The sequence below is a fragment of the Defluviimonas sp. D31 genome (assembly GCF_033436765.1).
Lineage (GTDB): Bacteria > Pseudomonadota > Alphaproteobacteria > Rhodobacterales > Rhodobacteraceae > Albidovulum.
Genome location: NZ_JAWQFN010000019.1, coordinates 1 through 26202 on the forward strand (window position 1 = coordinate 1; position 26202 = coordinate 26202).

At 67.4% G+C, this 26202-nt stretch carries 30 protein-coding genes and 2 tRNA genes; 22 read left to right on the plus strand and 10 right to left on the minus strand.

Translation table 11 applies throughout. The features are described 5' to 3' along the window. Positions 1 to 148: 148 nt before the first annotated feature. A tRNA-Thr gene (locus R5H32_RS19165) sits at positions 149 to 223 on the minus strand. 90 nt (positions 224 to 313) lie between these two features. Between R5H32_RS19165 and R5H32_RS19170 the strand changes: the two genes are divergently transcribed. From R5H32_RS19170 to R5H32_RS19205, 8 genes are all read left to right on the plus strand, one after another. Continuing rightward, positions 314 to 466 carry a hypothetical protein gene (locus tag R5H32_RS19170; RefSeq protein ID WP_263339813.1) on the plus strand — a complete coding sequence of 51 codons (153 nt, stop codon included), beginning with the start codon at positions 314 to 316 and terminating at the stop codon, positions 464 to 466. 6 nt (positions 467 to 472) lie between these two features. After that, a complete protein-coding gene (gene murA / locus R5H32_RS19175) occupies positions 473 to 1741 on the plus strand; it encodes a UDP-N-acetylglucosamine 1-carboxyvinyltransferase (protein WP_318340286.1) in 1269 nt (422 codons plus the stop codon). Next, positions 1741 to 2220, plus strand: coding sequence for a DUF2948 family protein (locus R5H32_RS19180; protein ID WP_318340287.1), 480 nt, complete (start codon positions 1741 to 1743; stop codon positions 2218 to 2220). Before murA ends, R5H32_RS19180 begins: the two co-directional genes overlap by 1 nt. Next, the gene (locus R5H32_RS19185) at positions 2217 to 2696 is read left to right on the plus strand and encodes a GNAT family N-acetyltransferase (protein WP_318340288.1); all 480 of its coding nucleotides are present in this window, start codon (positions 2217 to 2219) and stop codon (positions 2694 to 2696) included. Before R5H32_RS19180 ends, R5H32_RS19185 begins: the two co-directional genes overlap by 4 nt. Before the next feature lie 63 nt (positions 2697 to 2759). Further along, positions 2760 to 4724, plus strand: coding sequence for a DNA primase (gene dnaG / locus R5H32_RS19190; protein ID WP_318340289.1), 1965 nt, complete (start codon positions 2760 to 2762; stop codon positions 4722 to 4724). Positions 4725 to 4833: 109 nt separating this feature from the next. Then, the gene (rpoD, locus tag R5H32_RS19195) at positions 4834 to 6813 is read left to right on the plus strand and encodes an RNA polymerase sigma factor RpoD (protein ID WP_318340290.1); all 1980 of its coding nucleotides are present in this window, start codon (positions 4834 to 4836) and stop codon (positions 6811 to 6813) included. A 210-nt stretch (positions 6814 to 7023) separates the two neighbouring features. Then, complete coding sequence (locus tag R5H32_RS19200) at positions 7024 to 7404, plus strand: hypothetical protein (protein WP_318340291.1); 381 nt, start codon at positions 7024 to 7026, stop codon at positions 7402 to 7404. 65 nt (positions 7405 to 7469) lie between these two features. Beyond that, the gene (locus tag R5H32_RS19205; protein WP_318340292.1) at positions 7470 to 7862 is read left to right on the plus strand and encodes a hypothetical protein; all 393 of its coding nucleotides are present in this window, start codon (positions 7470 to 7472) and stop codon (positions 7860 to 7862) included. A gap of 49 nt (positions 7863 to 7911) precedes the next feature. Here the strand turns inward: R5H32_RS19205 and yghX are convergent, their stop codons facing one another. Further along, positions 7912 to 8799 carry a YghX family hydrolase gene (gene yghX, locus R5H32_RS19210; protein ID WP_318340293.1) on the minus strand — a complete coding sequence of 296 codons (888 nt, stop codon included), beginning with the start codon at positions 8797 to 8799 and terminating at the stop codon, positions 7912 to 7914. A 168-nt stretch (positions 8800 to 8967) separates the two neighbouring features. Between yghX and R5H32_RS19215 the strand changes: the two genes are divergently transcribed. The 4 genes from R5H32_RS19215 to R5H32_RS19230 all read left to right on the plus strand — a co-directional run bounded on the left by R5H32_RS19215 (position 8968) and on the right by R5H32_RS19230 (position 11887). Next, positions 8968 to 9450, plus strand: a complete 483-nt coding sequence (locus R5H32_RS19215; RefSeq protein ID WP_318340294.1) for a ubiquinone anaerobic biosynthesis accessory factor UbiT — start codon at positions 8968 to 8970, stop codon at positions 9448 to 9450. Further along, complete coding sequence (locus tag R5H32_RS19220; protein WP_318340295.1) at positions 9447 to 10445, plus strand: ubiquinone anaerobic biosynthesis protein UbiU; 999 nt, start codon at positions 9447 to 9449, stop codon at positions 10443 to 10445. Before R5H32_RS19215 ends, R5H32_RS19220 begins: the two co-directional genes overlap by 4 nt. Then, positions 10436 to 11365: a ubiquinone anaerobic biosynthesis protein UbiV gene (gene ubiV, locus R5H32_RS19225; RefSeq protein WP_318340296.1), complete on the plus strand. Its 930-nt coding sequence runs from the start codon at positions 10436 to 10438 to the stop codon at positions 11363 to 11365. Before R5H32_RS19220 ends, ubiV begins: the two co-directional genes overlap by 10 nt. Before the next feature lie 102 nt (positions 11366 to 11467). Continuing rightward, positions 11468 to 11887 (plus strand): secondary thiamine-phosphate synthase enzyme YjbQ, encoded by a 420-nt coding sequence (locus R5H32_RS19230; protein WP_318340297.1) that lies wholly within the window; start codon positions 11468 to 11470, stop codon positions 11885 to 11887. Position 11888: 1 nt separating this feature from the next. Here R5H32_RS19230 and R5H32_RS19235 read toward each other — a convergent pair whose 3' ends face one another. Beyond that, positions 11889 to 12092: a dodecin family protein gene (locus tag R5H32_RS19235; RefSeq protein ID WP_318340298.1), complete on the minus strand. Its 204-nt coding sequence runs from the start codon at positions 12090 to 12092 to the stop codon at positions 11889 to 11891. 184 nt (positions 12093 to 12276) lie between these two features. On the opposite strand from R5H32_RS19235, the gene nrdR reads away from it, so the two are divergent. Next, positions 12277 to 12744 (plus strand): transcriptional regulator NrdR, encoded by a 468-nt coding sequence (nrdR, locus tag R5H32_RS19240; protein WP_263339780.1) that lies wholly within the window; start codon positions 12277 to 12279, stop codon positions 12742 to 12744. Further along, positions 12741 to 13838, plus strand: coding sequence for a bifunctional diaminohydroxyphosphoribosylaminopyrimidine deaminase/5-amino-6-(5-phosphoribosylamino)uracil reductase RibD (gene ribD / locus R5H32_RS19245; RefSeq protein WP_318340299.1), 1098 nt, complete (start codon positions 12741 to 12743; stop codon positions 13836 to 13838). The genes nrdR and ribD overlap by 4 nt, the downstream gene beginning before the upstream one ends. A 47-nt stretch (positions 13839 to 13885) precedes the next feature. On the opposite strand, the gene R5H32_RS19250 is transcribed toward ribD, so the two are convergent. The 3 genes from R5H32_RS19250 to R5H32_RS19260 form a co-directional block, all read right to left on the minus strand. Beyond that, positions 13886 to 15946, minus strand: coding sequence for a capsular polysaccharide biosynthesis protein (locus tag R5H32_RS19250; RefSeq protein ID WP_318340300.1), 2061 nt, complete (start codon positions 15944 to 15946; stop codon positions 13886 to 13888). Further along, positions 15946 to 17028 (minus strand): polysaccharide biosynthesis/export family protein, encoded by a 1083-nt coding sequence (locus tag R5H32_RS19255; protein ID WP_318340312.1) that lies wholly within the window; start codon positions 17026 to 17028, stop codon positions 15946 to 15948. The genes R5H32_RS19250 and R5H32_RS19255 overlap by 1 nt, the downstream gene beginning before the upstream one ends. 131 nt (positions 17029 to 17159) lie before the next feature. Beyond that, the gene (locus tag R5H32_RS19260; RefSeq protein ID WP_318340301.1) at positions 17160 to 18413 is read right to left on the minus strand and encodes a capsule biosynthesis protein CapA; all 1254 of its coding nucleotides are present in this window, start codon (positions 18411 to 18413) and stop codon (positions 17160 to 17162) included. Positions 18414 to 18652: 239 nt separating this feature from the next. Here R5H32_RS19260 and R5H32_RS19265 point away from each other — a divergent pair, with 239 nt between their 5' ends. The 5 genes from R5H32_RS19265 to nusB all read left to right on the plus strand — a co-directional run bounded on the left by R5H32_RS19265 (position 18653) and on the right by nusB (position 22211). Beyond that, the gene (locus R5H32_RS19265) at positions 18653 to 19255 is read left to right on the plus strand and encodes a riboflavin synthase (protein ID WP_318340302.1); all 603 of its coding nucleotides are present in this window, start codon (positions 18653 to 18655) and stop codon (positions 19253 to 19255) included. 157 nt (positions 19256 to 19412) lie between these two features. Beyond that, positions 19413 to 20006, plus strand: coding sequence for a hypothetical protein (locus tag R5H32_RS19270; protein ID WP_318340303.1), 594 nt, complete (start codon positions 19413 to 19415; stop codon positions 20004 to 20006). 76 nt (positions 20007 to 20082) lie between these two features. Further along, positions 20083 to 21177, plus strand: coding sequence for a 3,4-dihydroxy-2-butanone-4-phosphate synthase (ribB, locus tag R5H32_RS19275; protein WP_318340304.1), 1095 nt, complete (start codon positions 20083 to 20085; stop codon positions 21175 to 21177). A gap of 3 nt (positions 21178 to 21180) precedes the next feature. Continuing rightward, complete coding sequence (locus tag R5H32_RS19280; protein ID WP_318340305.1) at positions 21181 to 21732, plus strand: 6,7-dimethyl-8-ribityllumazine synthase; 552 nt, start codon at positions 21181 to 21183, stop codon at positions 21730 to 21732. Further along, positions 21729 to 22211: a transcription antitermination factor NusB gene (gene nusB, locus R5H32_RS19285; protein WP_318340306.1), complete on the plus strand. Its 483-nt coding sequence runs from the start codon at positions 21729 to 21731 to the stop codon at positions 22209 to 22211. The genes R5H32_RS19280 and nusB overlap by 4 nt, the downstream gene beginning before the upstream one ends. Before the next feature lie 3 nt (positions 22212 to 22214). Here nusB and R5H32_RS19290 read toward each other — a convergent pair whose 3' ends face one another. Continuing rightward, a complete protein-coding gene (locus R5H32_RS19290; RefSeq protein ID WP_318340307.1) occupies positions 22215 to 23246 on the minus strand; it encodes an MBL fold metallo-hydrolase in 1032 nt (343 codons plus the stop codon). A 137-nt stretch (positions 23247 to 23383) separates the two neighbouring features. Between R5H32_RS19290 and R5H32_RS19295 the strand changes: the two genes are divergently transcribed. Next, positions 23384 to 23680 (plus strand): hypothetical protein, encoded by a 297-nt coding sequence (locus tag R5H32_RS19295; RefSeq protein WP_318340308.1) that lies wholly within the window; start codon positions 23384 to 23386, stop codon positions 23678 to 23680. Between the two features lie 352 nt (positions 23681 to 24032). Continuing rightward, positions 24033 to 24485: an MmcB family DNA repair protein gene (locus R5H32_RS19300; protein WP_318340309.1), complete on the plus strand. Its 453-nt coding sequence runs from the start codon at positions 24033 to 24035 to the stop codon at positions 24483 to 24485. On the opposite strand, the gene R5H32_RS19305 is transcribed toward R5H32_RS19300, so the two are convergent. Continuing rightward, the gene (locus R5H32_RS19305) at positions 24460 to 24675 is read right to left on the minus strand and encodes a DUF6324 family protein (RefSeq protein ID WP_263339747.1); all 216 of its coding nucleotides are present in this window, start codon (positions 24673 to 24675) and stop codon (positions 24460 to 24462) included. The genes R5H32_RS19300 and R5H32_RS19305 overlap by 26 nt on opposite strands. Positions 24676 to 24936: 261 nt before the next feature. Here R5H32_RS19305 and R5H32_RS19310 point away from each other — a divergent pair. Next, positions 24937 to 25013, plus strand: a tRNA-His gene (locus R5H32_RS19310). A 15-nt stretch (positions 25014 to 25028) separates the two neighbouring features. Here R5H32_RS19310 and R5H32_RS19315 read toward each other — a convergent pair. Together R5H32_RS19315 and R5H32_RS19320 are read right to left on the minus strand one after the other, a co-directional pair. Further along, a complete protein-coding gene (locus R5H32_RS19315; RefSeq protein WP_318340310.1) occupies positions 25029 to 25808 on the minus strand; it encodes a tyrosine-type recombinase/integrase in 780 nt (259 codons plus the stop codon). A 129-nt stretch (positions 25809 to 25937) separates the two neighbouring features. Beyond that, the coding region (locus R5H32_RS19320; RefSeq protein WP_318340311.1) for a carbohydrate porin at positions 25938 to 26202 on the minus strand (265 nt) is incomplete at its 5' end.

Consider the following 26202-nt stretch of genomic DNA (forward strand, 5'->3'; position numbering starts at 1 on the left):
CAGCGCTCTCGGCTATCGATCACCGGCACCCGAGACCATCATCCCAGTGGAGCAGAGGCCGCTCATGCACTAACAATCAAACTGGACCAGTCAGGTAAGGCTGCTCAAGGGAGCATCGCAATCTCAAATCATGAGTTTTGTGGAAATATGGTGCTGCGAGAGAGGATTGAACTCTCGACCTCTCCCTTACCAAGGGAGTGCTCTACCACTGAGCTACCGCAGCCCGTTTGCGTGTGGCGGGTGATAGACGCGAATTCCGCCCCGCGCAAGGGCAATCTGGACGCTTTCTGCCGTCCGCTGTAGAGAGGGCGCCATGGACAGGAAATCCCCGAAATCCCCGCCCCCGAAAGGCGAGGAGACGCGCGAGGCGCGGCTCAAGGCGGCGCTGAAGGCAAATCTGGCCCGCCGCAAGGCGCAGGCGCGCGCCCGCGCCGCCAAGCCGGACGGGAACGAAAAGGAAAGCTGAGGCAGCATGGATTCGATCATCGTCACCGGCGGCACCGAGCTCAGAGGCCAGATCCCGATCGCCGGCGCCAAGAACGCCTGCCTTGCGCTGATGCCGGCCACGCTCCTGAGCGACGAGCCGCTCACGCTCACCAATGCGCCGCGTCTCTCGGACATCAAGACCATGACGACGCTCCTCGAATCGCTCGGCGCCGAGGTGCGCTCGATGCAGGAGGGTCGGGTGCTGGCGATGTCGAGCCACGACCTCGACAACCTCACCGCCGACTATGACATCGTCCGCAAGATGCGCGCCTCGAACCTCGTGCTCGGGCCGCTCCTTGCGCGGGCCGGGCGGGCGATCGTTTCGCTGCCGGGCGGCTGCGCCATCGGCGCGCGGCCGATGGACATCCACATCGCCGGGCTCGAGGCGCTCGGCGCCGAGATCGAGCTGAAGGACGGCTACCTGCATGCCGTGGCCCCGCGCGGCCTGAAGGGCGCGGTGATCGAGCAGCGATTCGCCTCGGTCGGCGCGACCGAGAACGTGGTGATGGCGGCGACTCTCGCCAAGGGAACCACGGTCCTGAAAAACGCCGCGCGCGAGCCAGAGATCGTCGACCTTGTGAAATGCCTGCGCGCGATGGGCGCCCATGTCGAGGGCGAGGGCACCGACACGATCACCATCGAGGGCGTCGACCGGCTGCACGGCGCCACCCATCCGGTCGTCGCCGACCGGATCGAGCTTGGCACCTACATGATCGCGCCCGCGATCGCCGGCGGCGAGGTCGAGCTGATCGGCGGCCGCATGGACCTCCTGCCTGCCTTCTGCGAGAAGCTACACGCCGCCGGGATCGAGGTCAGCGAGACCAAGAACGGCCTCAAGGTTGCGCGCTTGAACGGACGGGCGCGCGCGGTCGACGTGAAGACCGAGGTCTTCCCCGGCTTCCCGACCGATCTTCAGGCGCAGATGATGGCGCTTCTGGCCACCGCGAAGGGCACCAGCCTGCTCGAGGAGACGATCTTCGAGAACCGCTTCATGCATGCCCCGGAACTGATGCGGATGGGCGCCGAGATCGAGGTTCACGGCGGCCATGCGACCGTGACCGGGGTCGAGCGGCTGAAGGGCGCGCAGGTGATGGCGACCGATCTGCGGGCCTCGGTCTCGCTGATCCTTGCCGGTCTTGGCGCCGAGGGCGAGACCGTGGTCAACCGGGTCTACCACCTCGACCGCGGCTACGAGCGGGTCGAGGAGAAGCTTTCGGCCTGCGGTGCGCGGATCGAACGGGTGAAGGGCGAGTGATGGGCGAAGACGCACGATTCGAGGACGCGGCCGAACGCCCGCTTCACCTCAAGGCCGAGGCGGCCGAGGACGTGCCGGTGATCTCCGCGCTCGCGCAGGACGCGGTCTTCGCGATCACCGACATGAGCTGGCAGCCGAAGGCGCGCCGCCTTGCGTTGCTTCTTAACCGCTTCCGCTGGGAGGACCGCAGCGCCGCCGAGGCACGCGGTCGGCCCTATGAGCGGGTGCGTTCGCTTCTGGTGATCAGCGGCGTGACCGGGGTCGCCTCGCAGGGCATTGACCGCACCGACACGTCGACGGTGCTGTCGCTCCTTTCCATCGCCTGGCAGCCCGGCGCGGATGGTGCGGGCCGCGTCGAACTCACGCTCGCGGGTGACGGCGCGATCGCGGCCGAGGTGGAATGCCTCGATCTCACGATGAAGGACGTGACCCGCCCCTATGTGGCGCCGTCGCACAAGGCTCCATCCCACCCCGAATGACGGTGCGTCGGATCAGCCCGGACGAGGCCGCGCTTTGGCGGCGGGTCCGGCTTCTCGCGCTCGCAACCGCGCCCGAGGCGTTTTCCAGCCGGCATTCCGAATGGGAAAACCGCCCGCTCGCCGATTTCGCCGCGCAGATCGCGTCCAACCCGGTCTTCCTCGCCTTCGACGGGGCGGAGCCGGTCGGCTCGGCCAGCTGGTCCCGCGACACCGAACAACAGACCCGCGGCTGGCTCACCTCGGTCTTCGTGGCACCCTCTGCGCGTGGGCGTGGCCATGCGCTAGGGCTCATCGCCGCCGCGCTGGCGGATGCGGCGGCGGCCGGGATCCGCGAGATGCGGCTTGAGGTTGGCGCGTCGAACCGGGCGGCGCAGGAGATCTATGCGAGGGCCGGCTTTTCGCAGGTTCCGGCAGCCGAAGCGCGTGGCCCGTCCTGCGGTCGCTGCGAAATCGTGCTCGCGCGCGCGCTGCCGTGACCGGCTGGCGCGATGGGGCAAGTCTCTTGCCCCGGCGGCCCGCAATGCCGATATAGTCGGCCCATGAGTCTTCCTCCCGGCTTCCTCGATGAACTGCGCACCCGCACGTCGCTTTCGCGCGTGGTCGGGCGCAAGGTCACATGGGACATGCGCAAGTCGAACCAGGCCAAGGGCGATCTCTGGGCGCCATGCCCGTTCCATCAGGAAAAATCCGCCTCGTTCCACGTCGACGACCAGAAGGGCTATTACTACTGCTTCGGCTGCCATGCGAAGGGCGATGCCGTCTCCTTCCTGCGCGAGACCGAGAACATGGGCTTCCTTGAGGCGATCGAGGCGCTGGCCCGCGATGCCGGGATGCAGATGCCGGCCCAGGATCCGAAAGCCGCCGAACGCGCCGATCGCCGCACCGAGCTCGCGAAGGTGATGGAGGAGGCTGTCCGCCATTACCGTCTGCAGCTGAAGACCGCCGCCGGCGCCTCGGCGCGCGACTATCTCGCTCGCCGCAAGCTCCCGGAGGCGGCGCAGGACCGGTTCGAGATCGGCTTCGCGCCTGATGGCTGGCAGGGGCTCTGGGATGCGCTGCGCGCGCGCGGCATCGCCGAGGACCTGATCCTCGGCGCCGGCCTCGCGCGGCCGAGCACCAAGGGCAAGGCGCCCTACGACACGTTCCGCAACCGGATCATGTTCCCGATCCGCGACGCCCGCGGTCGTTGCATCGCCTTCGGCGGCCGGGCGATGGACCCGAACGACAACGCCAAGTACCTGAACTCGCCCGAGACCGAGCTCTTCGACAAGGGTCGCAGCCTCTACAACCACGGACCCGCGCGCGAGGCCGCGGGCAAGGGCCAGCCGCTGGTCGTGGCCGAGGGATATATGGACGTGATCGCGCTCGTCGGCGCCGGTTTCGAGGCTGCGGTGGCGCCCCTCGGCACCGCGATCACCGAGGATCAGCTCAGGCTTCTCTGGCGGCTCTCGCCCGAGCCCCTGATCATGCTCGACGGCGACGCCGCCGGCATCCGGGCCGCGACCCGTCTCGTCGATCTGGCCCTTCCCATGCTCGAGGCGGGGCAGGCCCTTCGGTTCGTGATCCTGCCCGAGGGCATGGATCCCGACGACCTGATCAAGCTGCGCGGCCGCGAGGCGATGGCGGCGCTCGTCGCCGAGGCGCAGCCGATGGTGAACCTCCTCTGGCGGCGCGAGACCGAGGGCCGCGTCTTCGACAGTCCCGAACGCAAGGCGGCGCTCGACAAGTCGCTGCGGGCGGCGATCAAGCGCATCGCCGACCCCTCGATACGCACCCACTACGGCGAGGAGATCAAGCGACTGCGCTGGGAGCTTTTCGGCACCGCGCGCCGGCCGGACCGGACCGCGTCGAGTTACCGCCCCGGCGGTCCGGGGGGGAAGTGGCGGCCTGCCCAGGCCGAGCCTCTCCCCGCGACCCGCGCCTCGCTGCTCGCCGCCGCGCCCGGCGCCGAGGTCGAGGATTACCTGCGCGAGGCGATGATCCTCGCCATCGCCATCACCCACCCCGCCTGCGTCGCCCGGTTTGAGAGCCAGCTCGAGACCGTCGAGATGCGCGATCCTGGCCACGAGCGCCTGCTGAACGCGCTCATCAACGCCGCCCATGCGGGCGACGCCGCCGGGGACAGCGCGATTTTTCGCAGAAAAATTGAGGACGCGGCGGGGGGCGACCTTGAAAAGCTTATGGCACTCGCCCACGTCCAGAGCGCTCCTCCCGTGCGCAACGCAGCCAATGCCGAGCTGGCCGTCATGTGCCTTGCCGAGGAGCTTGCCAAGCTCGAGGCGCGCCGCGGCGCGGCGGCCGAGATCGAGGATGCGATGGAGGATCTCACCGGCCTTGTCGACGAAGGGCTGACCTGGCGGCTGAGCCAGGCCGCCGAGGCGCGGCACCGCGCCGACCGCTCGAAACTCGACGACGACAGTGACATGGGCGAGGATCGCGCCGCCCTGTCGGCCCAGCTCCAGCGCCTGATTGACGGCGCCGCCTGGGAGAAGAAGAAACACTGAGCCGGGCACGGGGGGCGGGGCCGCGACCCCTGTGATTCGCGCTCATGATTCGCTACAAACCGGGAACCGATTCGTCCTACCGAGTCGCCCGACCTCTGAAGGAGCCCCTATGGCCGCCAAGGACACCGACGAGCAGAAGCCCGACGCCGACGAAAGCGAACACTCCCTCGACATGAGCCAGGCCGCGGTCAAGAAGATGATCGCCGACGCGCGCGAGCGTGGGTACATAACCTACGATCAGCTCAATCAGGTGCTTCCGCCCGAACAGGTCTCCTCCGAGCAGATCGAGGACGTGATGTCGATGCTCTCCGAGATGGGCATCAACGTCATCGAGGACGAGGAGGCCGAGGAAAGCGAGGGCGGCAGCGGCGGCGCCGTCGTGGAGGCCTCGACCTCGCGCGAGGTGGCGGTCGCCACGACCTCGGGCGAGACGCTCGACCGCACCGACGATCCGGTGCGGATGTACCTGCGCGAGATGGGCACGGTGGAGCTTCTTTCGCGCGAGGGCGAGATCGCCATCGCCAAGCGCATCGAGGCTGGCCGCAACACGATGATCGCGGGTCTCTGCGAGAGCCCCCTGACGTTCCAGGCCATCACCATCTGGCGCGACGAACTTCTGAGCGAGGACATTCTCCTGCGCGACGTGATCGACCTCGAGACCACGTTCGGCCGCTCCCTCGACGACGACGAGGATGACGATGAGCCGGTGGTCGAGGGTGTCGAGTCCCAGCCCCAGCGAAAGGCCGAGGCCGAGCCCGAGCTCGACGCCGATGGCAACCCGATCAGCCGCGACGACGACGACGAGGACGATGCCTCCAACATGTCGCTCGCGGCGATGGAGGCGGCGCTGAAGCCGCGCGTGCTCGAGATCCTCGAAAACATCGCCCGCGACTATGCCACGCTCTCCGAGATGCAGGATCTGCGGATGTCGGCGACGCTGAACGAGGACGACAGCTTCTCGATCGCCGACGAGTCCGCCTATCAGAAGCTGCGCTCCGAGATCGTCGTGCTGGTGAACGAATTGCACCTGCACAACAACCGCATCGAAGCGCTGATCGACCAGCTTTACGGCATCAACCGCAAGATCATGTCGATCGATTCGAACATGGTGAAGCTCGCCGACGCCGCCCGCATCAACCGGCGCGAGTTCATCGACGAGTACCGCGGCTACGAACTCGACCCGACCTGGCTTGACCGCATGGCCGAGAAGTCCGGCCGCGGCTGGCAGACCCTGATCGAGAAGTCGAGCGAAAAGGTCGAGGGGCTGCGCAACGAGATGGCGACGGTCGGCCAGTATGTCGGCGTCGACATATCCGAGTTCCGCCGCATCGTGAACCAGGTCCAGAAGGGCGAGAAGGAAGCCCGGCAGGCGAAGAAGGAAATGGTCGAAGCGAACCTGCGCCTCGTCATCTCCATCGCCAAGAAGTACACGAACCGCGGCTTGCAATTCCTTGATCTCATTCAGGAAGGCAACATCGGCCTGATGAAGGCGGTGGACAAGTTCGAGTACCGGCGCGGCTACAAGTTTTCCACTTATGCGACATGGTGGATCCGTCAGGCGATCACCCGCTCGATCGCCGACCAGGCCCGCACGATCCGCATCCCGGTCCACATGATCGAGACGATCAACAAGCTCGTCCGCACCGGCCGCCAGATGCTGCACGAGATCGGCCGCGAGCCGACGCCCGAGGAACTGGCCGAGAAGCTGCAGATGCCGCTCGAAAAGGTCCGCAAGGTGATGAAGATCGCCAAGGAGCCGATCTCGCTCGAGACGCCGATCGGCGACGAGGAGGACAGCCAGCTCGGCGATTTCATCGAGGACAAGAACGCGATCCTGCCGCTCGACTCCGCGATTCAGGAGAACCTGAAGGAGACGACGACGCGGGTTCTGGCCTCGCTCACGCCGCGCGAGGAACGGGTGCTCCGGATGCGCTTCGGCATCGGCATGAACACCGATCACACGCTCGAGGAAGTGGGCCAGCAGTTCTCGGTCACCCGCGAACGGATCCGCCAGATCGAGGCGAAGGCGCTCCGGAAGCTGAAGCATCCGAGCCGGTCAAGGAAGCTCAGGAGCTTCCTCGATCAGTGAGAAATCACAAGGCGCCCCTCGGGGCGCCTTTTTTGATGCACGGGTTCGGTGTTAGCAAGATTCAACAAGTGGATAAACGACGCCCAGTTTTCGGGCAAATATCGCCTTCAATGGCGTCTGAGCGGCGATTGGTGCAAAGAGGACGTCCGTCAGCATTGGGAAGAACCGCCGCCGCACCTATGTTTGTGGTTCGACCGAGAAAGGGAGACGATGCGCCTCATTCCCGCCCTGTTGCTCGCGGTCCTGCCCGCGGCGCCCGCAGCGGCCTATCTTGCCGAGAACGGTCTTGTCGTGGAGCCGATCGGCAAGGGCGAGTTTCACATTCCCTACCGGGGGCTCTCGCGGCTTTCCGAATTCTGGTGCGCGGCGGGGGATTACGGGGTGCGGGTTCTTCACCTGCCGCCCGGACAGCTGATCTACCGCGCCTCCGAGCCGCCGCGCCGTTCGGGTGAGGGGATCCGGTTTACGCTTGATCCGGACGCGGCGGCGAGCACCACCGGCTTCACCACCTTCGGGGGCCAGGGCGCGGGCATGACCGCGCGGGCGGCGCAATCCCATTGCCGCAACCAGTTCCAGTTGCCGGGGCACTGAACATGGGATGGGCTTGCCGGCGTGGCGCCCTTATAAAGATGTCCGGATATTCGAAAGGGATCGTCATGCGTCTGACCGCCGCCGTCTTGCCTTTGATGCTCGCGCTCGCCGCGAGCCCGGCCTCGGCCTTCATCTCCCAGAACGGGCTCGTCGTTCAGCCGGAGGGTCCCGACAGCTTCTTCGTTCCCTGGCGCGGCCGCGGTGGTCCGTCGGATTTCTGGTGTGCTGCGGGTGATTACGCGATCCGGTCGTTGCATCTCAATCCGACCCAGCTGATCTACCGCGCCTCCGAGCCGCCGCGCCGCGCGGGCGAGGGAATCCGGTTCACGCTGAAACCCGAGGCGGCGGCAAGCTCCACGGGCCTCGCGGTGCTCGGCGCCACCGGCGCGGGGATAACGGCCGGCCATGCCCAGGCGCTCTGCGAGTTCCGCCGAAAGACGCGCGAGCGGCAGCGCTGACCCGGGATGGCCGGTTCGGTTCGCGAGGTGTGGGGCGCGAGCCCCGCCCTTAGCCGAGTTTCTCCTTGAAGAAGCTCAGCGTCCGCTCCCAGGCGAGTTCCGCCGCCGCCTGATCGTAGCGCGGCGTCGAATCGTTGTGGAAACCGTGGTTGGCGCCCTCGTAGATAAAGGCCTGGTAGTTGGTTCCGGCGGCCTTGAGCGCGGCCTCGTAGTCCGGCCAGCCCGCGTTGATCCGCTCGTCGAGTTCGGCATAGTGCAGCATCAGCGCGGCCTTGATCTTCGGCACGTCCTCCGCCGCGGCCTGTCGGCCGTAGAACGGCACGGCAGCCTTCAGTTCGGGATAGGCCACCGCCGCGGCATTCGACACGCCGCCGCCATAGCAGAAGCCGACGATGCCGACGTTGCCGGTCGAGCCCTCATGCGCCATCATGTGTTCCACCGCCGCGAAGAAGTCGTTCATCAGCTTGGTGCCGTCGACGGATTTCTGCAGCTCGCGCCCCTCGTCGTCATTGCCCGGATAGCCGCCGACCGAGGTCAACCCGTCGGGCGCCAGCGCCATGAAGCCCGCCTTGGCAAGGCGGCGCGCCACGTCCTCGACATAGGGATTGAGTCCGCGGTTCTCGTGCACCACCACGACCGAGGGCAGCTTGCCCTCCGCGGCCGATGGCCGCACGAGGTAGCCGCGCACCTCGCCATGGCCGTTCGGCGAGGGGTAGGTGACATAGTCGGCCCGGATATCGGGATCGTTGAAGCTGACCTGTTCGGCCATCGCGTAATTCGGGCTCATCATCGACAGGAGCGCCGCTGCGGTAAGCCCGCCCACGGCGTATTTCCCTGCCCGATCAAGGAATTCGCGCTTGGTGATCATGCCGTGCGCGTAAAAGTCGTAAAGCTCGAGGAGTTCGGGGCTGAAATCCTTTGCTGTCAATCGGTTCATCCGGATGCTCCGTTCTGGCTTGCCAAAACCGAAGCCTAACACGAAGCCGCCGGGGGAGGGATCACCTTTGCCGGAGTGGCTGGCGACTTGACAAACATCAAGTCGGAGCCCCGTCTGCCATGATACTTCAGCCGCATGAACGCCCCTGAGTCCGGTCGCCCCGCCCGCATGATCCCGCTTCCGCTGCCTTTGTTCCCTCTGCAGCCGATCCTTGCGCGGATCGTGCGCCGGGTCGCGGCCGAGAACCCGTCGATGTTCAACCGCCTCGGCCCCTGGGTCGGGGCGGACTACATCATCGACCCCATCAACCTCCCCTTCGCGCTGCACCTGCGCCCGGACCGCGAAAAGCCGATCCTGCGCGCCGTGTCGCGCCGCGCGTTGCCGCCCCACGCCGCGCATATATCGGGCAAGTTCCTCGACCTTCTGGAACTCATCGATGCCGACCTCGACGGGGACGCGCTCTTCTTCTCGCGCGCTTTGGTGATCGAGGGCAATACCGAGGCGGTGGTTTCCTTGCGCAATGCGCTCGACGATATCGACGGCTCGATCGCCGAACGCGTCGCGGGCATGTTCGGCGCGCCGGGCCGGGCGGCTCTCGCGGCAATGCGACGGGCCGGCGAACGGGCGCGCATGAAGGAGGCACGGGCATGACCACGGCCGAGCTTGTCTGTCCCGCCGGGACGCCGGCTGCATTGCGCACCGCCGTCGATGCCGGCGCGGACGCGGTCTATTGCGGTTTTCAGAACGCCACCAACGCGCGCAACTTTCCGGGCCTGAACTTCACCCCCGACGAGATGGCCGAAGGCGTCGCCTATGCCCACCGGAAGGGTGCCAAGGTGCTCCTGGCCCTCAATACTTTCCCGCCGGCCGGCAAGTTCGGCCTCTGGCAGGAGGCGGCCGATCTCGGCGCGAAATACGGCGTCGACGCGATGATCGTCGCCGATATGGGCGTCGCCGACTGGATCCGCCGCACCCATCCCGGCCAGCGCCTGCACCTCTCGGTCCAGGCCGCGGCCTCCAGCCCCGAGGCGATCCGCTACTATGTCGAGGCCTTCGGCATCCGCCGCGTCGTGCTGCCGCGCATCCTGACGGTGCCCGAGATCCGCGCGCTCGCCGCCGAGATTCCTTGCGAGATCGAGACCTTCATCTTCGGCAACCACGGGCTCATGGTGGAGGGACGCTGTTCCTTGACCAACTACGCGACCGGGCTTTCGACCAACATGGGCGGCGTCTGCTCGCCCGCGAACGACGTCGAATACCGGCGCGAGGCGGACGGCTCGATGTCGACGAGGCTTGGTGCCTTCACCATCGACCGCTTCGCGCCAGACGAGACGGCGGGCTACCCGACGATCTGCAAGGGCCGCTATCGCGCGCCCTGCCGGCCCGACGGCTACTACGCCTTCGAGGAGCCGATCAGCCTCAACCTCTCGCGGCTCCTGCCGGATTTGATGGCGGCCGGTGTCCACGCCTTCAAGATCGAGGGCCGCCAGCGGTCGCGCGCCTATGTGCGCCAGGTCGTCGCGGCCTTCCGTGCCGCGGTCGACTCGATCCGCGCCGGGCGCGAGCCCGAACTGGCGAACCTTCTGGCGCTCACCGAGGGCCAGAAGGAGACCCAGGGCGCCTTCAAGACAAAGACATGGCGGTGACGATGGAACTCACGCTGGGGCCGATCCCCTTCCACTGGTCCGCCGAGGCCCGGCGCGACTTCTATGCCCGGATCGCCGACGAAGCGCCGGTCGACACCGTCTATCTCGGCGAGGTGATTTGCTCGAAACGCGCGCCGTTCTCCGAGCCCGACCTGCCCGAGATCGCCGACCGGCTGGAACGGGCGGGCAAGCGCGTGGTTCTCTCATCGCTCGCCGAGATCATGCTGAAGCGCGAGCGGAAGGCGACCGAGGGGCTCTGCGCCGGCGAGGACGGGCGCGACGTCGAGGCCAACAATGCCGCGGCGCTGCTGCATCTTACGGGCAAGCCGCACCGGGTCGGCCCCTACATGAACGTCTACAACGAGGAGACGATGGCCTTCCTCGCGGGCCGGGGGGCGACCCATTTCGCGCTGCCCGCGGAACTGCCGCGTGCCTCGGTCGCGGTGCTGGCCGGGCGGGCGAGGGCGCTCGGCGTCGGGACCGAGGTCCAGGTCTTCGGTCGCGCCTCGCTGGCACTCTCTGCGCGCTGCTACCACGCCCGCGCACATGGCCGGACCAAGGACAATTGCCAGTTCATCTGCGAGGAGGATCCCGACGGGATGCCGCTCGACACGACTGACGGCAAGGCGTTCCTGATCGTGAACGGAATCCAGACCATGTCGCGGAGCTATGTGAACCTTGCCGGCGCGGTGCCCGACATGGCCGAACTCGGGGTCACGGCGCTGAGGCTCGGGCCGCAGATGCAGGACATGGTGGCGGTGGCGACGGTTTTCCGCGCGCTTGCCGACGGAGAGATCGGCCCCGGCGATGCAGGCGCGCGGCTCGACGCGCTGGAGCTTGGCGTGCCGTTCTCTGACGGGTTCTGGCATGGCGAGGCCGGCTACCGCCGGATCGTCCACGCGGCGGTGGCCGGGGCATAGCCGCCGCACTGGCACCCTTCGGGCCGAACGCTATAGTGCGGGCATGACCCGACACCCCGCCCGCACCCCCGCCCGTCCCGCACCGCGCCCGAGCCTCGCGCGATGAGCCGGCACGATACCTTCGCGATCGCCACGCGCGGCCCTGGCCTCTACGAGTTCACCGACCGCGCGCGCGGGTTCTGCGCCGGTCAGGGCGACGGGCTGCTCACGCTCTTCGTGCGCCACACCTCCTGCTCGCTCGCGATCCAGGAGAACGCCGATCCCGAGGTGCGGCGCGACCTCACGGAATTCTTCCACCGTCTGGTGCCGCCCTCTGACGATCCGGCGATGGCCTACCTCACCCATACCTACGAGGGGCCGGACGACATGCCCGCCCATATCAAGGCAGCACTCCTGCCGGTCAGCCTGTCGATCCCGGTGCTCGCCGGTCGCCCGGCACTTGGCACCTGGCAGGGTATCTATCTCTTCGAGCACCGCCGCGCGCCTCATGCGCGCGAGGTCGTGGCCTGGTTCGGCCGCTAGCTCAGTCGTCGAGCACGAAGCTCACCATCATGTTGACCTGGTAGCTGGCGATCGACCCGCTGGAAACCGTGACCTTCTGCTCCTTGATCCAGGCACCAGTGACGCCGCGCAGCGTCTTGGAGGCGCGGTCGATGCCCTGATTGACGGCATCCTCGAAGCTCTTGGTTGAGGTGGCGGAGATTTCGGTGACACGGGCGACGGTCATGGTGTGCTCCTTTCTGGGGCGCGCGCGTCTCTGGCTGAGGGCGCGGGGTGGAAACAGTCTGCGCCTTTGCAGCGTGATCGTCCATTCTCCGGTATCTGGTGGCGCCAATTGCCCCCTACCCAAATCCTAGAGGTGCGCCTATAGTGCCTGTGGATAAGAGGGGTTCAGGGCCGAGGGGAAGGGAATGCGCTGTCCGTTTTGCGGAAATGTCGATACGCAGGTCAAGGATTCACGTCCGGCCGAGGATCACGTCGCCATCCGCAGGCGCCGGTTCTGCCCGGCCTGCGGCGGGCGCTTCACCACCTATGAGCGGGTCCAGCTCCGCGACCTCGTGGTGATCAAGTCCTCAGGCAAGCGCGAGGATTTCGATCGCGACAAGCTTGAGCGTTCGATCCGGATCGCGATGCAGAAGCGTCCGATCGACCCCGAGCGCATCGACCAGATGATCTCCGGCATCGTGCGGCGGCTCGAGAGCATGGGCGAGACCGACATCCCGTCGAAGACCATCGGCGAGATCGTGATGGAGACGCTGGCGCGGATCGACACCGTCGCCTACGTGCGCTTCGCCTCGGTCTACAAGAACTTCCAGGCCGCCGACGATTTCGACAAGTTCGTCTCTGAACTGCGCCCCGCCGGCGCGGCGGAAGAGTGACCGGCGACCGCGATCGGCGCTTCATCTCTCTCGCCCTCGGCCTCGCCCGGCGCGGGCTTGGCCGGGTCTGGCCCAACCCGGCGGTGGGCTGCGTCATCGCGAGCGAAGACCGCGTCCTCGGGCGCGGCTGGACCCAGCCAGGCGGGCGACCGCACGCGGAGACCGTGGCGCTCGCCCAAGCCGGCGCCGCGGCGCGGGGCGCCACCGCCTATGTCAGCCTTGAGCCCTGCGCCCATCACGGGCGCACTCCGCCCTGCGCCGAGGCGCTGATCGCGGCGGGCGTGGCGCGGGTCGTCACGGCGCTCGAGGATCCCGATCCCCGTGTCGCGGGGCGCGGTCATGCGATGCTTCGGTCGGCGGGAATCAAGGTGACGGCGGGTGTGATGGCGGCAGAGGCGGCCGCGCTTCAGAAAGGTTTCCTGTCGCGCATCCGGCTCGGCCGGCCTATGGTGACGCTGAAACTCGCCACCAGCCTCGACGGGCGCATCGCCACGGCGTCGGGCGAAAGTCAGTGGATCACCGGTCCGGAGGCACGGGCGAAGGTTCATGCGATGCGCGCGGCCCATGACGCGGTGCTCGTCGGCGCGGGCACCGCACGCGCCGACGATCCGACGCTGACCGTGCGCGGCCTCGGCGTGACGCATCAGCCGGTGCGGATCGTCGCCGCCCGCAGTCTCGACCTCGTCGCGGACGGAAATCTCGCCCGTACCGCGCGCGAGGTGCCGCTCTGGCTCGTGCACGGCCCCGCCGCCCCCAAGGCGCGGCGGGCGCACTGGGAAGCTGCCGGCGCCCGGCTCATCGAATGCGCCGAAACGCCCGACGGACTCGATCCGGCGGCGATTCTCGCCACGCTCGGTCAGGCGGGTCTCACGCGCGTCTTCTGCGAAGGCGGCGGCCAACTCGCCGCGGCGCTCATCAAGGCCGATCTCGTGGACGAGCTCGCGCTCTTTTCCGCCGGGCTGGCACTCGGCGCCGGCGGCCGCCCCGCAGTCGGTGCGCTCGGCCTCACCCGGCTTGCCGCCGCGCCGCGTCTGCGCCTCGTGTCGACCTCGACGCACGGTCCCGACCTTCTCAGCCTGTGGTCGAGGGACTGATACCCCTTCATCTTTCCCGAGGCATCCCGACCGCCGTTCCCGGCCGGTCACCGCCAGAGCCAGGACTGGCTCGCAAGAAGTCCCTGAAGCTTCGACAGGATCCGGTTCGCGGGTCCCGGCAATGGGATGTCGTTCGCCGCGAGCCGCTCGACGATCACCTCGGGCGGGCAGGGCAGGCCAGAGACCGGATCGACATAGCGCGGATAGGCAATCAGCGCCGCGTGGGCGAGCGCGGCGATGCTCGGCCGGGCCTTGCGGCGGGCAGGCGCAGCGAACAGGTCGTGCGTCAGCCCCCAGCCGGCATAGAAGGGCATGCCGAGGCAGGTGACCTTGCGACCGCGCACGAGCGCCTCGAACCCCAGGAGCGACGTGATCGTCCAGACCTCGTCGACCGCCTCGATCAGGCTGACCGGATCGGCTCCCGACAGCACCAGGTTGGCGAGCCCGAGCGCCTCGGCCTCGGCCTTCGACACCACGCCGGCGCGCAGCCCGGCCTCGACATCGGGATGGGGCTTGTAGAGGATTACCGCCTTTGGGTTCTCTGCCCGCACGCGCGAGAGCAGCGCGATATTGGTCCGCTCCCGGCCGGCGCCGAGGCGGATCGAGGCGTCGTCCTCGACCTGCCCCGGCACGAGGATCCGGTGCCCTTCGGGCAGCTTCGGCAGCGACGCGGTTACGGGATTGTACTTGGTCAGACGCGCGGCGACGAGCTTCGCCAGGAGACGCTCGGCCCGCGCCTCGCCGCCGGCTGGCGGACCGGCCTCGATCAGCTTCTCGAGGTCGCTCCCGCGCGAGGGGTCGTAGTAGATCCCGCTCCGGTCGGCGACCAGTGACAGCGGCGGGACCAGTTCGGCGCCGAGCCCGCGCGAGCGCAGGAACCCATCCTCGACCCGGACAAGCGCAAGATCTCCGGCCAGGTCGCGGAGCCTGTCGTTTTCCTTTCCGGCCCAGACCAAGAGACTGCGATTCTCGGCCTTGGCCCGCGCAGCGGCTCGGCCGGGATCATCCTCGAAGACCAGCCGCCGCTCGCGCCCGAAGGAGGCTTGCAGGTGCCGCCGCTTCCAGAGCCTCATGCCGACCGCGACATGGCCTGCGCGGTCCTCGCGGAAGGCGCGCACCCCCGCTTCGAGGTGGTCGACCGCCTCCTCGAAGCTGCAAAGCCGGTCACGGCAGGGATCGTACCAGGTCGGCGCGAGGATCATCGCCGCGGCGAAGAGCTGGGCGCGGGTCAGTCTCCGCTCGCGCCGCGCGACCGGGCTCTCGTCCTCGGTCAGGCCCCAGCCGGCGTAGAAGGGCTGACCAAAGACCCGCGGTCGGTGACCGGCCATGATCGCCTCGAAGCCGAGCTGCGACGAGACGGTATAGACCGCGACCGCGCCTTCCATCAGCGCCCAGGGCGAGACCGGGTCGGACAGGACCGAGATCCGGCCGTGGGCATGGCCCTCGGTGTAATGTCCAGACCGGCGGCCGGCGGCGGTCTCGGGATGGGTCTTGATGACGATGCGGGCGCCGGGATGCTCCTCCTGCGCGAAGACCAGCATCTCGCGGAATGTCGAGTCGCTCGCGCCGCCATGCTCGATGGAGGCGTCGCCACGGGTCTGGTCGAGAACGAGGACATAGCCGGGTTCCGGCACCGGCAACTCGGGGTCGAAATTGTTGTATTTCGACAAGTGGAGCGCCTTCAGCCGCTCGATCCCATCGCGCGAAAGCTGGAGAACGGCGCCGTCATCGAGAGGGTCGGTCGCGAGAATATGTTCGATTTGCGACGGTTTGGAGCTGTCGAAATGCACCCCCCTCGGGTCGATAAGGAGGCCGAGCGGCGGCTCGCCGCCCGCGCGTCCGGGCCGGATCGAGCGCAGGAAGGCGTCCTCGATCCGCACGACCGGGGTATCAGTCCAGTCCGCGACCGCCTCGCCGCGCGGCGCGGTCGGGCTCTTGCCCCAGACGCCGATCAGATCGCTCTCTCCGCGCGGCTTTCCGATCCGGATGTCGTACCCCGCCAGCGTCAGGATCCGGCGGATTCGCGGCTGGGTCAGGAAGCCGCCGGAAAAGACGAACAGCCGCCGGGCCTCGGCGCCGGCGGCTGACTTTTCAGGCTGCGTGATCATCAGTTGCCGGTGAGCGACGCGATCGAGTTGACCGGAGACAGGCTGCCGTTCACGGCCGCGAAGGTCTTGGTCCACTGCACGTAGGGCGCCTCGGTCACATAGACCGTGTCGTCGTCGCGGATCATGAAGTCGCGGGCGTTGAACAGGCCGTTCGGCTTGGTCAGGTCAAGAACGTAGATGATTCGCTGCGGGCCGGCGATGTCGGAGCGGCCGAGCACCGCGTTCGCCACGGCGGGCGTCTCGTCGCGTAGCACGAAGACGCCTGTCGCATCGGCGAAGTTCGTGGAAAGGCCGCCGACCTGCGCAAGCGCCTCGATCGCCGAGAGCGACTGGGTCTCGAACTGGACACGGTTCTGCGCGCCGGTCGCACCGATGGCGGTAAAGCTGCGCTGGTCCTTCTCGACCAGAATCACGTCGCCGGGGCGGAGCGCGATATCCATGCGCGGGTTGGAATAGAGATCCTTGAGCCAGACCCGGCCGGACTTTCCGCCACGGGTGACGACGACCTGCGCGACCTCGGGCTCGATCACCACGCCGCCGGCCTTGGCGAGCATCGCCGAAAGGGTTCGGGTCGGCCGTTCGAGCGGGTAGACGCCCTGGCCGCCGATGCTGCCCAGTACGGTGACGGTGGCGCCGTCGCCCGCGAGCCGCGTCACGGTTACCTGCGGATCGGGCGTCTGGGCGTCGAGCTTACCGGTGATGAGCTGGCGCAGGCCTTCGGGCGTGTTGCCGGAGGCCATGACGCGGCCGGCATAGGGCACGAAGATGAAGCCGTCGCCGTCGACCTGCACCTCCGTGAGGGCGGTCGAGTTCATGCCTTGGCTGGCGAGAAGGCCGTTGTCCACGTTCTCCCACACAGTCAGTCCGAGCACGTCACCGGGGCGGATGTCGTCGGAGCCGACGATACCGGCCGACTGGAAGTCCTGCGAGAAGCCGAGCGCCGGTGTCGCGGAGGCGGCGCGCGCGATCCGCCTGTCGACCGGTACGACGACGGCGTTGTCGCTCTGCGTGGCGCCGGTTTCAAGAAGCTCGCCCCTGGACGGGCCGGAGCGCGGCAGCCCGCAGCCGGTGAGACCCGCCATAGCAACGACAAGGGTCACGGATCTGGCCCAACGGGCTGCGACGGAATTCACTGCTCGGGGCTCCTCTCGCGGGGATGAGTCTGAAGAATGCGCGGGAACCTAGCCAAACGGAGCGGTGAAGGCCAGTGCAACTATTCGACGGCCACCAACTGTTGTCGGGGCGCCGCCGTGCCCGAGACCAGCGCCTCATAGGGGTCGTCGGTGGCGAGCATCATGTCGACGACCTGCCGCAGCAGTCGGCGTCGGCTGCGCGAGGCGTAGAAGCCGCCGGGAACCTGAGAGGTTTCCAGCAGATAGTGCCGGTAGTCGCGATAGGCGCGCCCGTCGGGGCGCTGCGGTTCGGCGAAGAATGCGGTCAGCGGCTGGGCCGAAACGAATTCCGGCTGGTTGTAGACCGCCCGTCCGAAGGCCTTGAGCGGCAATCCGCGCCACAGCACCTGCTGCGCGGCGGTCGAGTTCACTGTCACCGCGCTTCGCGCCGCGTCGAGAAGCTGGGCGAGCTTGCCGCCGCGGACGAAATGCACCCGACCGGCGATGCCGAGCCGCCGCGCGGTGTCGCGAATCGTTCGGCTCACCGCAGCGCGCTCGTCCTCGAGCGGGTGTGCCTTGAAAACGATGTGGTGATGGCGCGGCGCCCCGGTCGCGAAGGCGTCGAGACAGAGCGTCAGGAAATCCGTCATCGAGGCGAAGTCGGAATGCTCGCGGAAGCTCGCGTCATGTTCGAGCTGCATCAGAACGAGATGGTAGGGAAAGCCGCCGGAGCGGATCCGCCAGGTGGCGATCCGGCGCTGGAACCGGTGCCAGGGCATGAGCAAGAGGCGCTTCAGGTGCAGCCGGAACTCGGCCGCCACGGTGAGGCCGCGATGCGGCCGGAAGCCGCGGTAGCGCCAGTTGAGGGCCAGCACCATGAAATGGTAGAGCGCGCCGTAGAAGATATGCTCGCGCATGTCGCCCCAATGCGCCGGCGCCTTTGGCAGCTCCATGTCGGACCGCGCGAGGGCGGCGCGCATGTCGGCGACCGACATCGCCATCAGCCGGGAATTGCCGTTCGAGCCGCCGCGCTCGTAGGTCGCCCAGTAGGGCCGCAGGTAGCCTTCCTCGAAGACATGGACGGTGAGGCCGCGCTGGCGCGCCGCGGCGACCGCGGCGGCATGGACCGGGCGGCCGTCGCCATAGAGCACGATGTCGGTGATCGCGAGGTCGTCGAGGAGGGTGGCGCAGGTTTCGGCCCAGTCTGCGGCCCGCCCGGTGAAGGGGATATAGCCTTTCCGGCCCCAGAAGACCTCGTCGCCCTTGTTGAAGCCGACGCGCCAGACCTCGGCCCCGGCCGTTCCCAGCATGTCGCCGAGCCGGCGGAAGAATGGCCCGTGCGGTCCCTGAAGCATCAGGAATCGGCGCGTCCTGTCCCCATGTAACGGCGTTGGTTGCACGCCCGCTCCGCTTTGATAACGACGGCCTGTCTGCCTCGGAATGCGCCGCCTGTCACGGCCTTTTCCGCTTCTGGCAGGCCGGCGCGGCAAGACTATGGCGGAGGCGCGACATTCCCGGTGCAGGCGCGGGGGCGTGCCCGGCCCTTGCGGTGCGACCGGCGCGGCGCTAGGCAGGGGCCAAAGGGAGAATTCCGATGTTCACAGGGATCGTCACCGATATCGGCGAGGTTATCGCGCTGGAAAAGAAGGGCGACCTGCGCGCCCGTATCGCCACCGCCTATCCGGTTGACGGGATCGACATCGGCGCTTCGATCGCCTGCGACGGCTGCTGCCTGACCGTCGTCGCCACGGGCGAAGAACCGCGCGGCTGGTTCGACGTCGACATCTCGGCCGAGAGCGTCGCCAAGACAAACATCGGCGCCTGGACCGTCGGCCACCGGATCAACCTCGAACGCGCGCTGAAGGTGGGCGACGAACTTGGCGGCCACATCGTCTCGGGCCATGTCGACGGCGTCGCCGAGATCGTCGCGATGCGGGACGAGGGAGATTCGACGCGCTTCACCTTCCGCGCCCCCGAGGCGCTGGCGGGTTTCATCGCACCGAAGGGCTCAGTCGCGCTGAACGGCACCTCGCTGACGGTGAACGAGGTCGACGGCGCCGAGTTCGGCGTCAACATCATCCCGCATACCAAGGAGGTCACCACCTGGGGGCGGGCCAAGGTCGGCGACCGGATCAACCTCGAGATCGATACGCTCGCGCGCTACGTCGCGCGTCTTCGGGACTGGTCGGCACGCTGAGCGCCGTGCTCGGTCCGCCGCGTTTTCGGCGGGACGGATTTGCACACGCTGGATAATCGGGCAATCCGGGTGCAGGGCAGGGCGCCGCAGGTCGCGCGGCTTGCCGGAACGGCTGGCGGATGCAAGCCTGACAGAACGGCATCAAGAGCGATTGCAGATGAGCTATCCCGGCCACAACGGCGGTCCGACGCTTGAGCCCGGCGCGAGCTGGCGCCGGCATTGCTGGAGCGAGGCGCGGTCCGCGCTCCTGCCGACGCTGCCGGTCGAGATCGTGCGGCTCCGCGTGAAGCGCGCCGCCGAGCTCGGGCTCGATTACCGGACCTACGCCGGTTTTCGCGCCACGTCGGGCCACGATATCGTGGCGTTCCTGTTCTCCACCAATGCGCTCCGCCTGATCCGGGAGGGTGACCGGATGGCCCCGGTCGATGCCGCGAAGCTCGCCGCGCTCGGCGGTGTGTCGCGGCTTCTCGCGGCGCAGCCGCCGCTCGATCCGGCTCGCGTGCGCGAAGGGCTCGCGAGGCAGGGCGTCGAGTTCGGCGCGGCGGGCCGCGCGCCGGGCCTCGCCCAGACGTGGTCCGAGACGCGCGCGGCGCTGCGGGCCTTCCTGGCGGAGGGCGGCCAACCGGCGGGCGGCGTGGTGGTGATCGGAGAGACGGCGCTGGAGCGCGACTGGGTCGCGGCGGCGCGAATGGCGGGGTTCCTGACCGCCGCGCGCTATTTCGGGGGCCAAACGGCGGTAGGCGGCATCTGAGCGTCGCCTCCGGGCTGGCCAAAGCTCCGGCATTGGGCTATCGCCACCGTTGGATGACAAGAGCGGGGCGGATGCGATGACGGCCGATCTCAAAGACGCGATTTCGCCCATCGAGGCGATCATCGAGGATGCGCGCAACGGGCGCATGTTCATTCTCGTCGATCACGAGGACCGCGAGAACGAGGGCGACCTCGTGATCCCGGCGCAGATGTGCACGCCCGACGCGATCAACTTCATGGCCACGCATGGCCGCGGCCTGATCTGCCTGACGCTGACCTCGGCCCGGATCGAGGCGCTGGGCTTGCAGCTCATGTCGGCCAAGAACTCCTCGCGCCACGAGACCGCCTTCACCACCTCGATCGAGGCGCGCGAGGGCGTGTCGACGGGCATCTCCGCCCATGACCGCGCGCTGACCGTCTCGGTCGCGATCGACCCCACGAAGGGGCCGGCCGACATCGCGACGCCGGGCCACATCTTCCCCTTGCGCGCCCGTGACGGCGGCGTGCTGGTTCGCGCCGGCCATACCGAGGCGGCCGTCGACGTGGCCCGTCTCGCCGGGCTCAACCCTTCGGGAGTGATCTGCGAGATCATGAACGAGGACGGGACCATGGCGCGTCTGCCGGACCTCGTGAAATACGCCGCGCGGCACAAGCTCAAGATCGGCACGATCTCCGATCTCATCGCCTACCGCCGCCGCCACGACAACCTCGTGCGCGAGTCGAGCCGCAAGACCGTCACCTCCGCCTATGGCGGCGACTGGACGATGCGGATCTTCACCGACCAGACCGAGGGGACGGAACATGTCGTCCTGACCAAGGGCGACATCACCACGCCCGAGCCGGTGCTGGTGCGGACCCATGCGCTCAACGTGCTCGAGGACGTGCTGGCGCTCGGCCCTTCGCCCGAGGGCGAGCTTGCCCGCGCGATGAAGATCATCGCGAAGGAGGGGAGGGGTGCGGTTTGTCTTTTCCGCGATCCGAAGTCGAAGCTCGTGGTCGAGGCCGACGAGGGGCCGCGCACCGTCAAGCAGACCGGGCTAGGCGCGCAGATCCTTTCGGCCATGGGGCTGAAGCAGTTGATCCTGCTCACGGATTCGCCGCTGACGCGGTATCTCGGACTTGACGCCTACGACCTCCATATCGCGGGCACGCGGCCCATCAGCGAGGACTGATCCATGGCCGGACAGGAAATCCACCACACGCTCGACCTGCCGAAATTCGACAAGCGGGTGAAACTCCTGATCGTCGTCGCGCCCTATTACAAGGACATCGCCGACAATCTCATCGCCGGAGCGAAGGCCGTGGCGGCCGAGGCCGGGGCCGAGGTCGACCTTGTCGAGGTGCCCGGTGCGCTGGAGATCCCGACCGCGATCGGCATGGCGAGCCGGATGGCCGACTACGACGGCTTCGTGGCCTTGGGCTGCATCATTCGCGGCGAGACCACGCATTACGACACGGTCTGCAACGATTCGTCTCGCGGGCTGACGCTCCTGGGTCTGAACGGGGTGGCGATCGGCAATGGCATCCTGACGGTAGAGAACCGCCGCCAGGCCGAGGTCCGCGCCGATCCGGCTGACCAGAACAAGGGCGGCGGTGCCGCAGCGGCGGCCTTGCATCTGGTGGCACTTTCCCGCAAATGGGCGCGCCAGACGAAAGGCATCGGATTCAAGCCCGCGGGCGAGGAATTCCGTGTCGCCGGAGAACCCGAAGGACCGAGCCGCGCATGAGCGCCGAAGACCCCAAACCGACCGCCGCCGACAAACGCCAGATGAAATCGGCCGCGCGGCTCTATGCCGTGCAGGCGCTCTTCCAGATGGAGGCCGCCGGCCAGACCGTCGACAAGGTGCGCCGCGAATTCGAGACGCACCGCTTCGGCGCGACCTACGAAGAGGACGAGATGGCCGAGGGCGATCCGCATCTCTTCCGCCAGATCATCGAGGAGGCGGTGAACCTCCAGGCCCGGATCGACCAGATGACCGACCGGGCGCTGGTGGCGAAATGGCCGATCGGCCGGATCGACCCGGTGCTGCGCGCACTCTTTCGCGCGGCCGGGGCGGAACTCCTCCTGCCCGCGACCCCGCCGAAGGTCGTGATCACCGAATTCGTCGACGTCGCCCGCGCCTTCTTCCCCGAGGGCAAGGAGCCGAAATTCGTCAACGCTGTCCTCGACCACATGGCACGCGAGGCCAAGCCCGAGGCGTTCTGAGCCTCAGACGCGCTCCACCGCGCCGCCCGCCCGGCTCCAGGCGCTGAACCCGCCGGGGATATGGGCGACGTTCCTCAGCCCGAGTTCGCCGGCGATCTCGACCGCCAGCGTCGAGCGTTCGCCGACCGCGCAATAGAGCACGATCCGCCCGTCCTTTGCGAGCCCGGCAAGCGGGCCGGAGTGGCCGCAATACTGGTCGAACTGTCCGTAGGGCGCGTGGATCGACCCGGGGATCACCCCGAACCGCGCGCGCTCGCCCTCTTCGCGGATATCGACGAGCGTCACGCCCTCGGGTGGCCACGCTGTCAGCAGTTCCTCGACCTCGACCGCCGGCACCCGGTGCTGCGCCTCGAGCCGAAGCCCGAGCTTGAGGTTCTCCGGCACCGCGACATCCATCATCGCCGGGTTGGGGAGGTTGAGGTTGTTCATGATTTCGGCATATTCCGCGGCAGATTTAACCTGAAGTCGCGGATTGTGGCGTAGTTCCTCGCCAATCGTGCTGACGGTGTCGCCCTTGTAGTCATGCGCGGGGAAGACGAAGGTCTGCTCGGGCAGCTTCAGGAGCCGCTCGAATAGCGAATGATACTGGGCATAGGGGTCGCCGTTCTGGAAATCTGTGCGACCGGTGCCGCGAATCAGCAGCGTGTCGCCGGTGAAGACACGGTCGTCCATCAGGAAGCTGTAGCTTTCCGATGTATGGCCCGGCGTATGCAGCGCGGTGAGCCTGATCCCCTCGATCGTCAGGGGATCCATGTCGCGGACCCGGAGCGAGACCACGTCGGCGGGCGATTGCTCGCCCATAACGGTGACGCAGCGCGTGGCGTCGCGGAGCGTGCCCATCGCGCTGACATGGTCGGCATGGATATGGGTATCGACCACCTTCACGAGCTTCAGGTCGAGTTCCTCGAGCAGTTTCAGATAGCGCCCGGTCTGCTCATAAACCGGGTCGATCAAAAGCGCCTCGCCGCCGGCGCGGCTGGCAAGCAGATAGGTGTAGGTGCTGGAGGTCTTGTCGAAGAGCTGGCGAAAAAGCATGGCATCCCCCTTGGTCGCCCGGGCCACCGCACGATAGCACGTTTCCCCCGAATCGTGCCTGTCGGCGGCCGCGCGACAGCCTGTCCCTCCCATCCGCCGCGGATCGGCGCTAGACTGGGTCGAAACGGAGACTCGCCATGCCCGCACTCGTCCGCCTCTACATCCGCCACGTCGCCATCGGCTTCGTGCTTGGGCTCTGCTTCACCGGGCTCCTCCTGTGGCTCAACGTCGCCAATCTCTGGCACCTCGTCCGCGCGACCGAGGAGGGCTGGCTCGCGGTGATCATGCTCGTGGTGTTCAACGGGATCGTCTTTTCCGGCGTGCAGTTCGGCATCGCGGTGATGCGGCTGGCCGAGGACGACGATGATGGCGGCAAGCCGAAGCGCGTGCCGGCCGCGCCCGTCGCCGCCGCGGTCCCGGCCCGGCGCCGCTGACCGGATTTCCTCTTGCCGCCAACAACCCCGCCGGAGGCGGGCGTCGCTTGCGGCGCCTCTTGGCGGCGGGGGGACGGAGTGGCCGGGTGGCGGGAACCGCGGCAGCCGTGAAGGCGTGTTTTTCCCGAGAGCCTGGTTCAACCAGGTGGGCGCCGGGTATCAGGACCACGGTCCTGACAGAGCCAGCTCCCTCGGAAATGATTATCGGCCACTGGAAAAGGGCCTCGCACGAGAGGGGCAGAACCCGCCAGCGCCAGAGATAGGGCGAAGTGCACGCCACGGCAAGGGGTCCCCGAAGCGCCCCGGCGGCGTCGCACTGGACAGATGTTCACGTTGCGTTCATATTTGGCTCATGCCGGACGATCTTCAACCCGGCCAGCTCCTGGCCCGCGGCGTCTGCCGCCACCTCCTCCACCACGGATTCGTTACCGTGGAGGAACTGGTGCCTGCGCCGGGGCTCCGGGTCGATGTCATGGCGCTCGGTCCGAAGGGCGAGATCTGGATCGTCGAATGCAAGTCGAGCCGGACGGATTTCACCTCCGACCGCAAGTGGCACAACTACCTCGAATGGGGCGACCGCTTCTTCTGGGCGGTGGATGCCGAATTCCCAACCGAGCTCCTGCCCGACGGGACCGGGCTGATCCTCGCGGATGCCTATGACGCCGAGATCCTGCGGATCGGTCCCGAGGCGCCGCTCGCGGGTGCGCGGCGCAAGGTGATGCTGCAGAAATTCGCCCGCCACGCCGCGCTCCGGCTGCAGGGCTACCGCGACCCCGGCGTCACCGCTTCGGGGATTTCCCCTTGACCGAACCGCCCATGTCGCGCGCGGCCTCGGCGGCGGCGCGCAGTTCCTCGGCGATCTCCTCTGCCTCCTCGGGGTCGAAGTCGAGCGGCAGCTCCATGCCTTCGGCCTCGACATAGATCCGCACCATGCCGAGCGAGGTCGGCCCGATCTGCAGATTGGCCGCGATGTCGCTTTCCTTGTCGATGCCCATGGATGGCCTCCGTCAGTGATCCGCCCCCGCTAGCGCGAAAGGCCGGCCGAGACAAGCGGGTGTGTCGTCGAACGGTCAACCCTGCGCCGCGTGCACGCCAAGTCGAAAGCACTCAACGACCGTCCGGACAGGCGACGGTGCGGCCGCCAGAAAGATGATGGCCGACCGGATCCGGGATCTTTCGCCAGCGGGCCGGGTCGGCAGAACCTGCGCAATCTGCCCTTGCAATCGCGCGGACAGGGAGCTAAATCCCCCGCGAGTGCCGACGTAGCTCAGTTGGTTAGAGCACCAGATTGTGGATCTGGGGGTCCCCCGTTCGAGCCGGGGCGTCGGTACCATAATTCCAATTGAATTTACTTGATTTTATCTCCGGCGCCTTGGGCCGGTTGCGGTCCGGTTTGCAGTCGGTTTGCAAAAGATGTTGCCGGACTGTTCTCGAACGCCTGAATCGCGGCACGCGACATGGCCGAAGTCCGAGCCATGTAGCGCTCCAGAATTCTCGTGGCCGATTGGAGCGTGTGCTCCGTGACCGCACACATTTGCGGAATCGCGACGCCTGCCTTGTCCAGAAGCGTAACGGCCGTACCGCGCAGGTCGTTGAAGTGGAGTTGTCCGGCCTTTTCAGCCTTGGTCATCTCCTTTAAGGGCCGAGGGTAGAAGCCTGCTTCGATGATATGCACCCGCCATTGCTTGCCCAGTTCCTTGTCACTGCCCTCGGTGAACCACGGACGGCCATCGGCTCGCGTGAGGATGTAGGGACCCTGACGCGGCGTCGAATCGAGCATGCGACGCAAGGTTTCGGAGCAATGCACGGTGACCCGAGCTTTCGTCGTGCTTTGTTTCAGGCTCAGGCTTTCACCGTCGAAGTCCGACCAGCGAAGCCGAATGAGGTCACCGTAGCGCTGCCCAGTGTGAATGGCGAGGATCAGCGCTCGCTGGAGTTCGTCAGGCGCGCCCGCCATGAACTTCGTAATGTCGGCTTCCGTCCAGATGATCTCAGATCGATCCCCCTCGTAGATGCGCTCGAAGCCCTCCAGCGGATTCTTGGCGATGTTACCGCGCTGAGTGGAATGCCCGTTCTGAACTGGTCCGACGTTATGTTTAGGAAACGGAGGACGGAGAATGGCGAACAAGCGGCACAAGCCCGAGAAGATTGTTCAGAAGTTGCGGCCGCTTAGCACCCTTTTCGGCAGCCGTAGCGGTCACCCTCCGTTACGAAATCAACTCAAATGTCCCAGTGGGCTGACGGGAATAGCCGCACGTCAGAACGCAACGCGTAGACGGAGGCCAAGCACGAGAATGCTGTCCGTGGTCGGATCGTTGGCCGGATTGGCGACATACTGGAGTTGCGGAGTGATCTGCAGGAAGTCAGTCACGTCGTATCGATAGAACGCTTCGACAGTGTACTGATCGCGGGAACTTGTCAATCCCGGCGCAAAGTTGGTCGGCGTAGCGGCGGAATAGTCCCCAACGGTTGGGACTATCGCGCGTCTTGACGCGTGTGCTCCCCACAAAGCTGACGCGCGG

Coding starts and splice junctions, on each gene's coding strand:
- R5H32_RS19170 (WP_263339813.1), top strand. CDS start 314: ATGGACAGGAAATCCCCGAAATCCCCGCCCCCGAAAGGCGAGGAGACG.
- murA (WP_318340286.1), top strand. CDS start 473: ATGGATTCGATCATCGTCACCGGCGGCACCGAGCTCAGAGGCCAGATC.
- R5H32_RS19180 (WP_318340287.1), top strand. CDS start 1,741: ATGGGCGAAGACGCACGATTCGAGGACGCGGCCGAACGCCCGCTTCAC.
- R5H32_RS19185 (WP_318340288.1), top strand. CDS start 2,217: ATGACGGTGCGTCGGATCAGCCCGGACGAGGCCGCGCTTTGGCGGCGG.
- dnaG (WP_318340289.1), top strand. CDS start 2,760: ATGAGTCTTCCTCCCGGCTTCCTCGATGAACTGCGCACCCGCACGTCG.
- rpoD (WP_318340290.1), top strand. CDS start 4,834: ATGGCCGCCAAGGACACCGACGAGCAGAAGCCCGACGCCGACGAAAGC.
- R5H32_RS19200 (WP_318340291.1), top strand. CDS start 7,024: ATGCGCCTCATTCCCGCCCTGTTGCTCGCGGTCCTGCCCGCGGCGCCC.
- R5H32_RS19205 (WP_318340292.1), top strand. CDS start 7,470: ATGCGTCTGACCGCCGCCGTCTTGCCTTTGATGCTCGCGCTCGCCGCG.
- yghX (WP_318340293.1), bottom strand. CDS start 8,799: ATGAACCGATTGACAGCAAAGGATTTCAGCCCCGAACTCCTCGAGCTT.
- R5H32_RS19215 (WP_318340294.1), top strand. CDS start 8,968: ATGATCCCGCTTCCGCTGCCTTTGTTCCCTCTGCAGCCGATCCTTGCG.
- R5H32_RS19220 (WP_318340295.1), top strand. CDS start 9,447: ATGACCACGGCCGAGCTTGTCTGTCCCGCCGGGACGCCGGCTGCATTG.
- ubiV (WP_318340296.1), top strand. CDS start 10,436: ATGGCGGTGACGATGGAACTCACGCTGGGGCCGATCCCCTTCCACTGG.
- R5H32_RS19230 (WP_318340297.1), top strand. CDS start 11,468: ATGAGCCGGCACGATACCTTCGCGATCGCCACGCGCGGCCCTGGCCTC.
- R5H32_RS19235 (WP_318340298.1), bottom strand. CDS start 12,092: ATGACCGTCGCCCGTGTCACCGAAATCTCCGCCACCTCAACCAAGAGC.
- nrdR (WP_263339780.1), top strand. CDS start 12,277: ATGCGCTGTCCGTTTTGCGGAAATGTCGATACGCAGGTCAAGGATTCA.
- R5H32_RS19250 (WP_318340300.1), bottom strand. CDS start 15,946: ATGATCACGCAGCCTGAAAAGTCAGCCGCCGGCGCCGAGGCCCGGCGG.
- R5H32_RS19255 (WP_318340312.1), bottom strand. CDS start 17,028: ATGGCGGGTCTCACCGGCTGCGGGCTGCCGCGCTCCGGCCCGTCCAGG.
- R5H32_RS19260 (WP_318340301.1), bottom strand. CDS start 18,413: ATGCTTCAGGGACCGCACGGGCCATTCTTCCGCCGGCTCGGCGACATG.
- R5H32_RS19265 (WP_318340302.1), top strand. CDS start 18,653: ATGTTCACAGGGATCGTCACCGATATCGGCGAGGTTATCGCGCTGGAA.
- R5H32_RS19270 (WP_318340303.1), top strand. CDS start 19,413: ATGAGCTATCCCGGCCACAACGGCGGTCCGACGCTTGAGCCCGGCGCG.
- ribB (WP_318340304.1), top strand. CDS start 20,083: ATGACGGCCGATCTCAAAGACGCGATTTCGCCCATCGAGGCGATCATC.
- R5H32_RS19280 (WP_318340305.1), top strand. CDS start 21,181: ATGGCCGGACAGGAAATCCACCACACGCTCGACCTGCCGAAATTCGAC.
- nusB (WP_318340306.1), top strand. CDS start 21,729: ATGAGCGCCGAAGACCCCAAACCGACCGCCGCCGACAAACGCCAGATG.
- R5H32_RS19290 (WP_318340307.1), bottom strand. CDS start 23,246: ATGCTTTTTCGCCAGCTCTTCGACAAGACCTCCAGCACCTACACCTAT.
- R5H32_RS19295 (WP_318340308.1), top strand. CDS start 23,384: ATGCCCGCACTCGTCCGCCTCTACATCCGCCACGTCGCCATCGGCTTC.
- R5H32_RS19300 (WP_318340309.1), top strand. CDS start 24,033: ATGCCGGACGATCTTCAACCCGGCCAGCTCCTGGCCCGCGGCGTCTGC.
- R5H32_RS19305 (WP_263339747.1), bottom strand. CDS start 24,675: ATGGGCATCGACAAGGAAAGCGACATCGCGGCCAATCTGCAGATCGGG.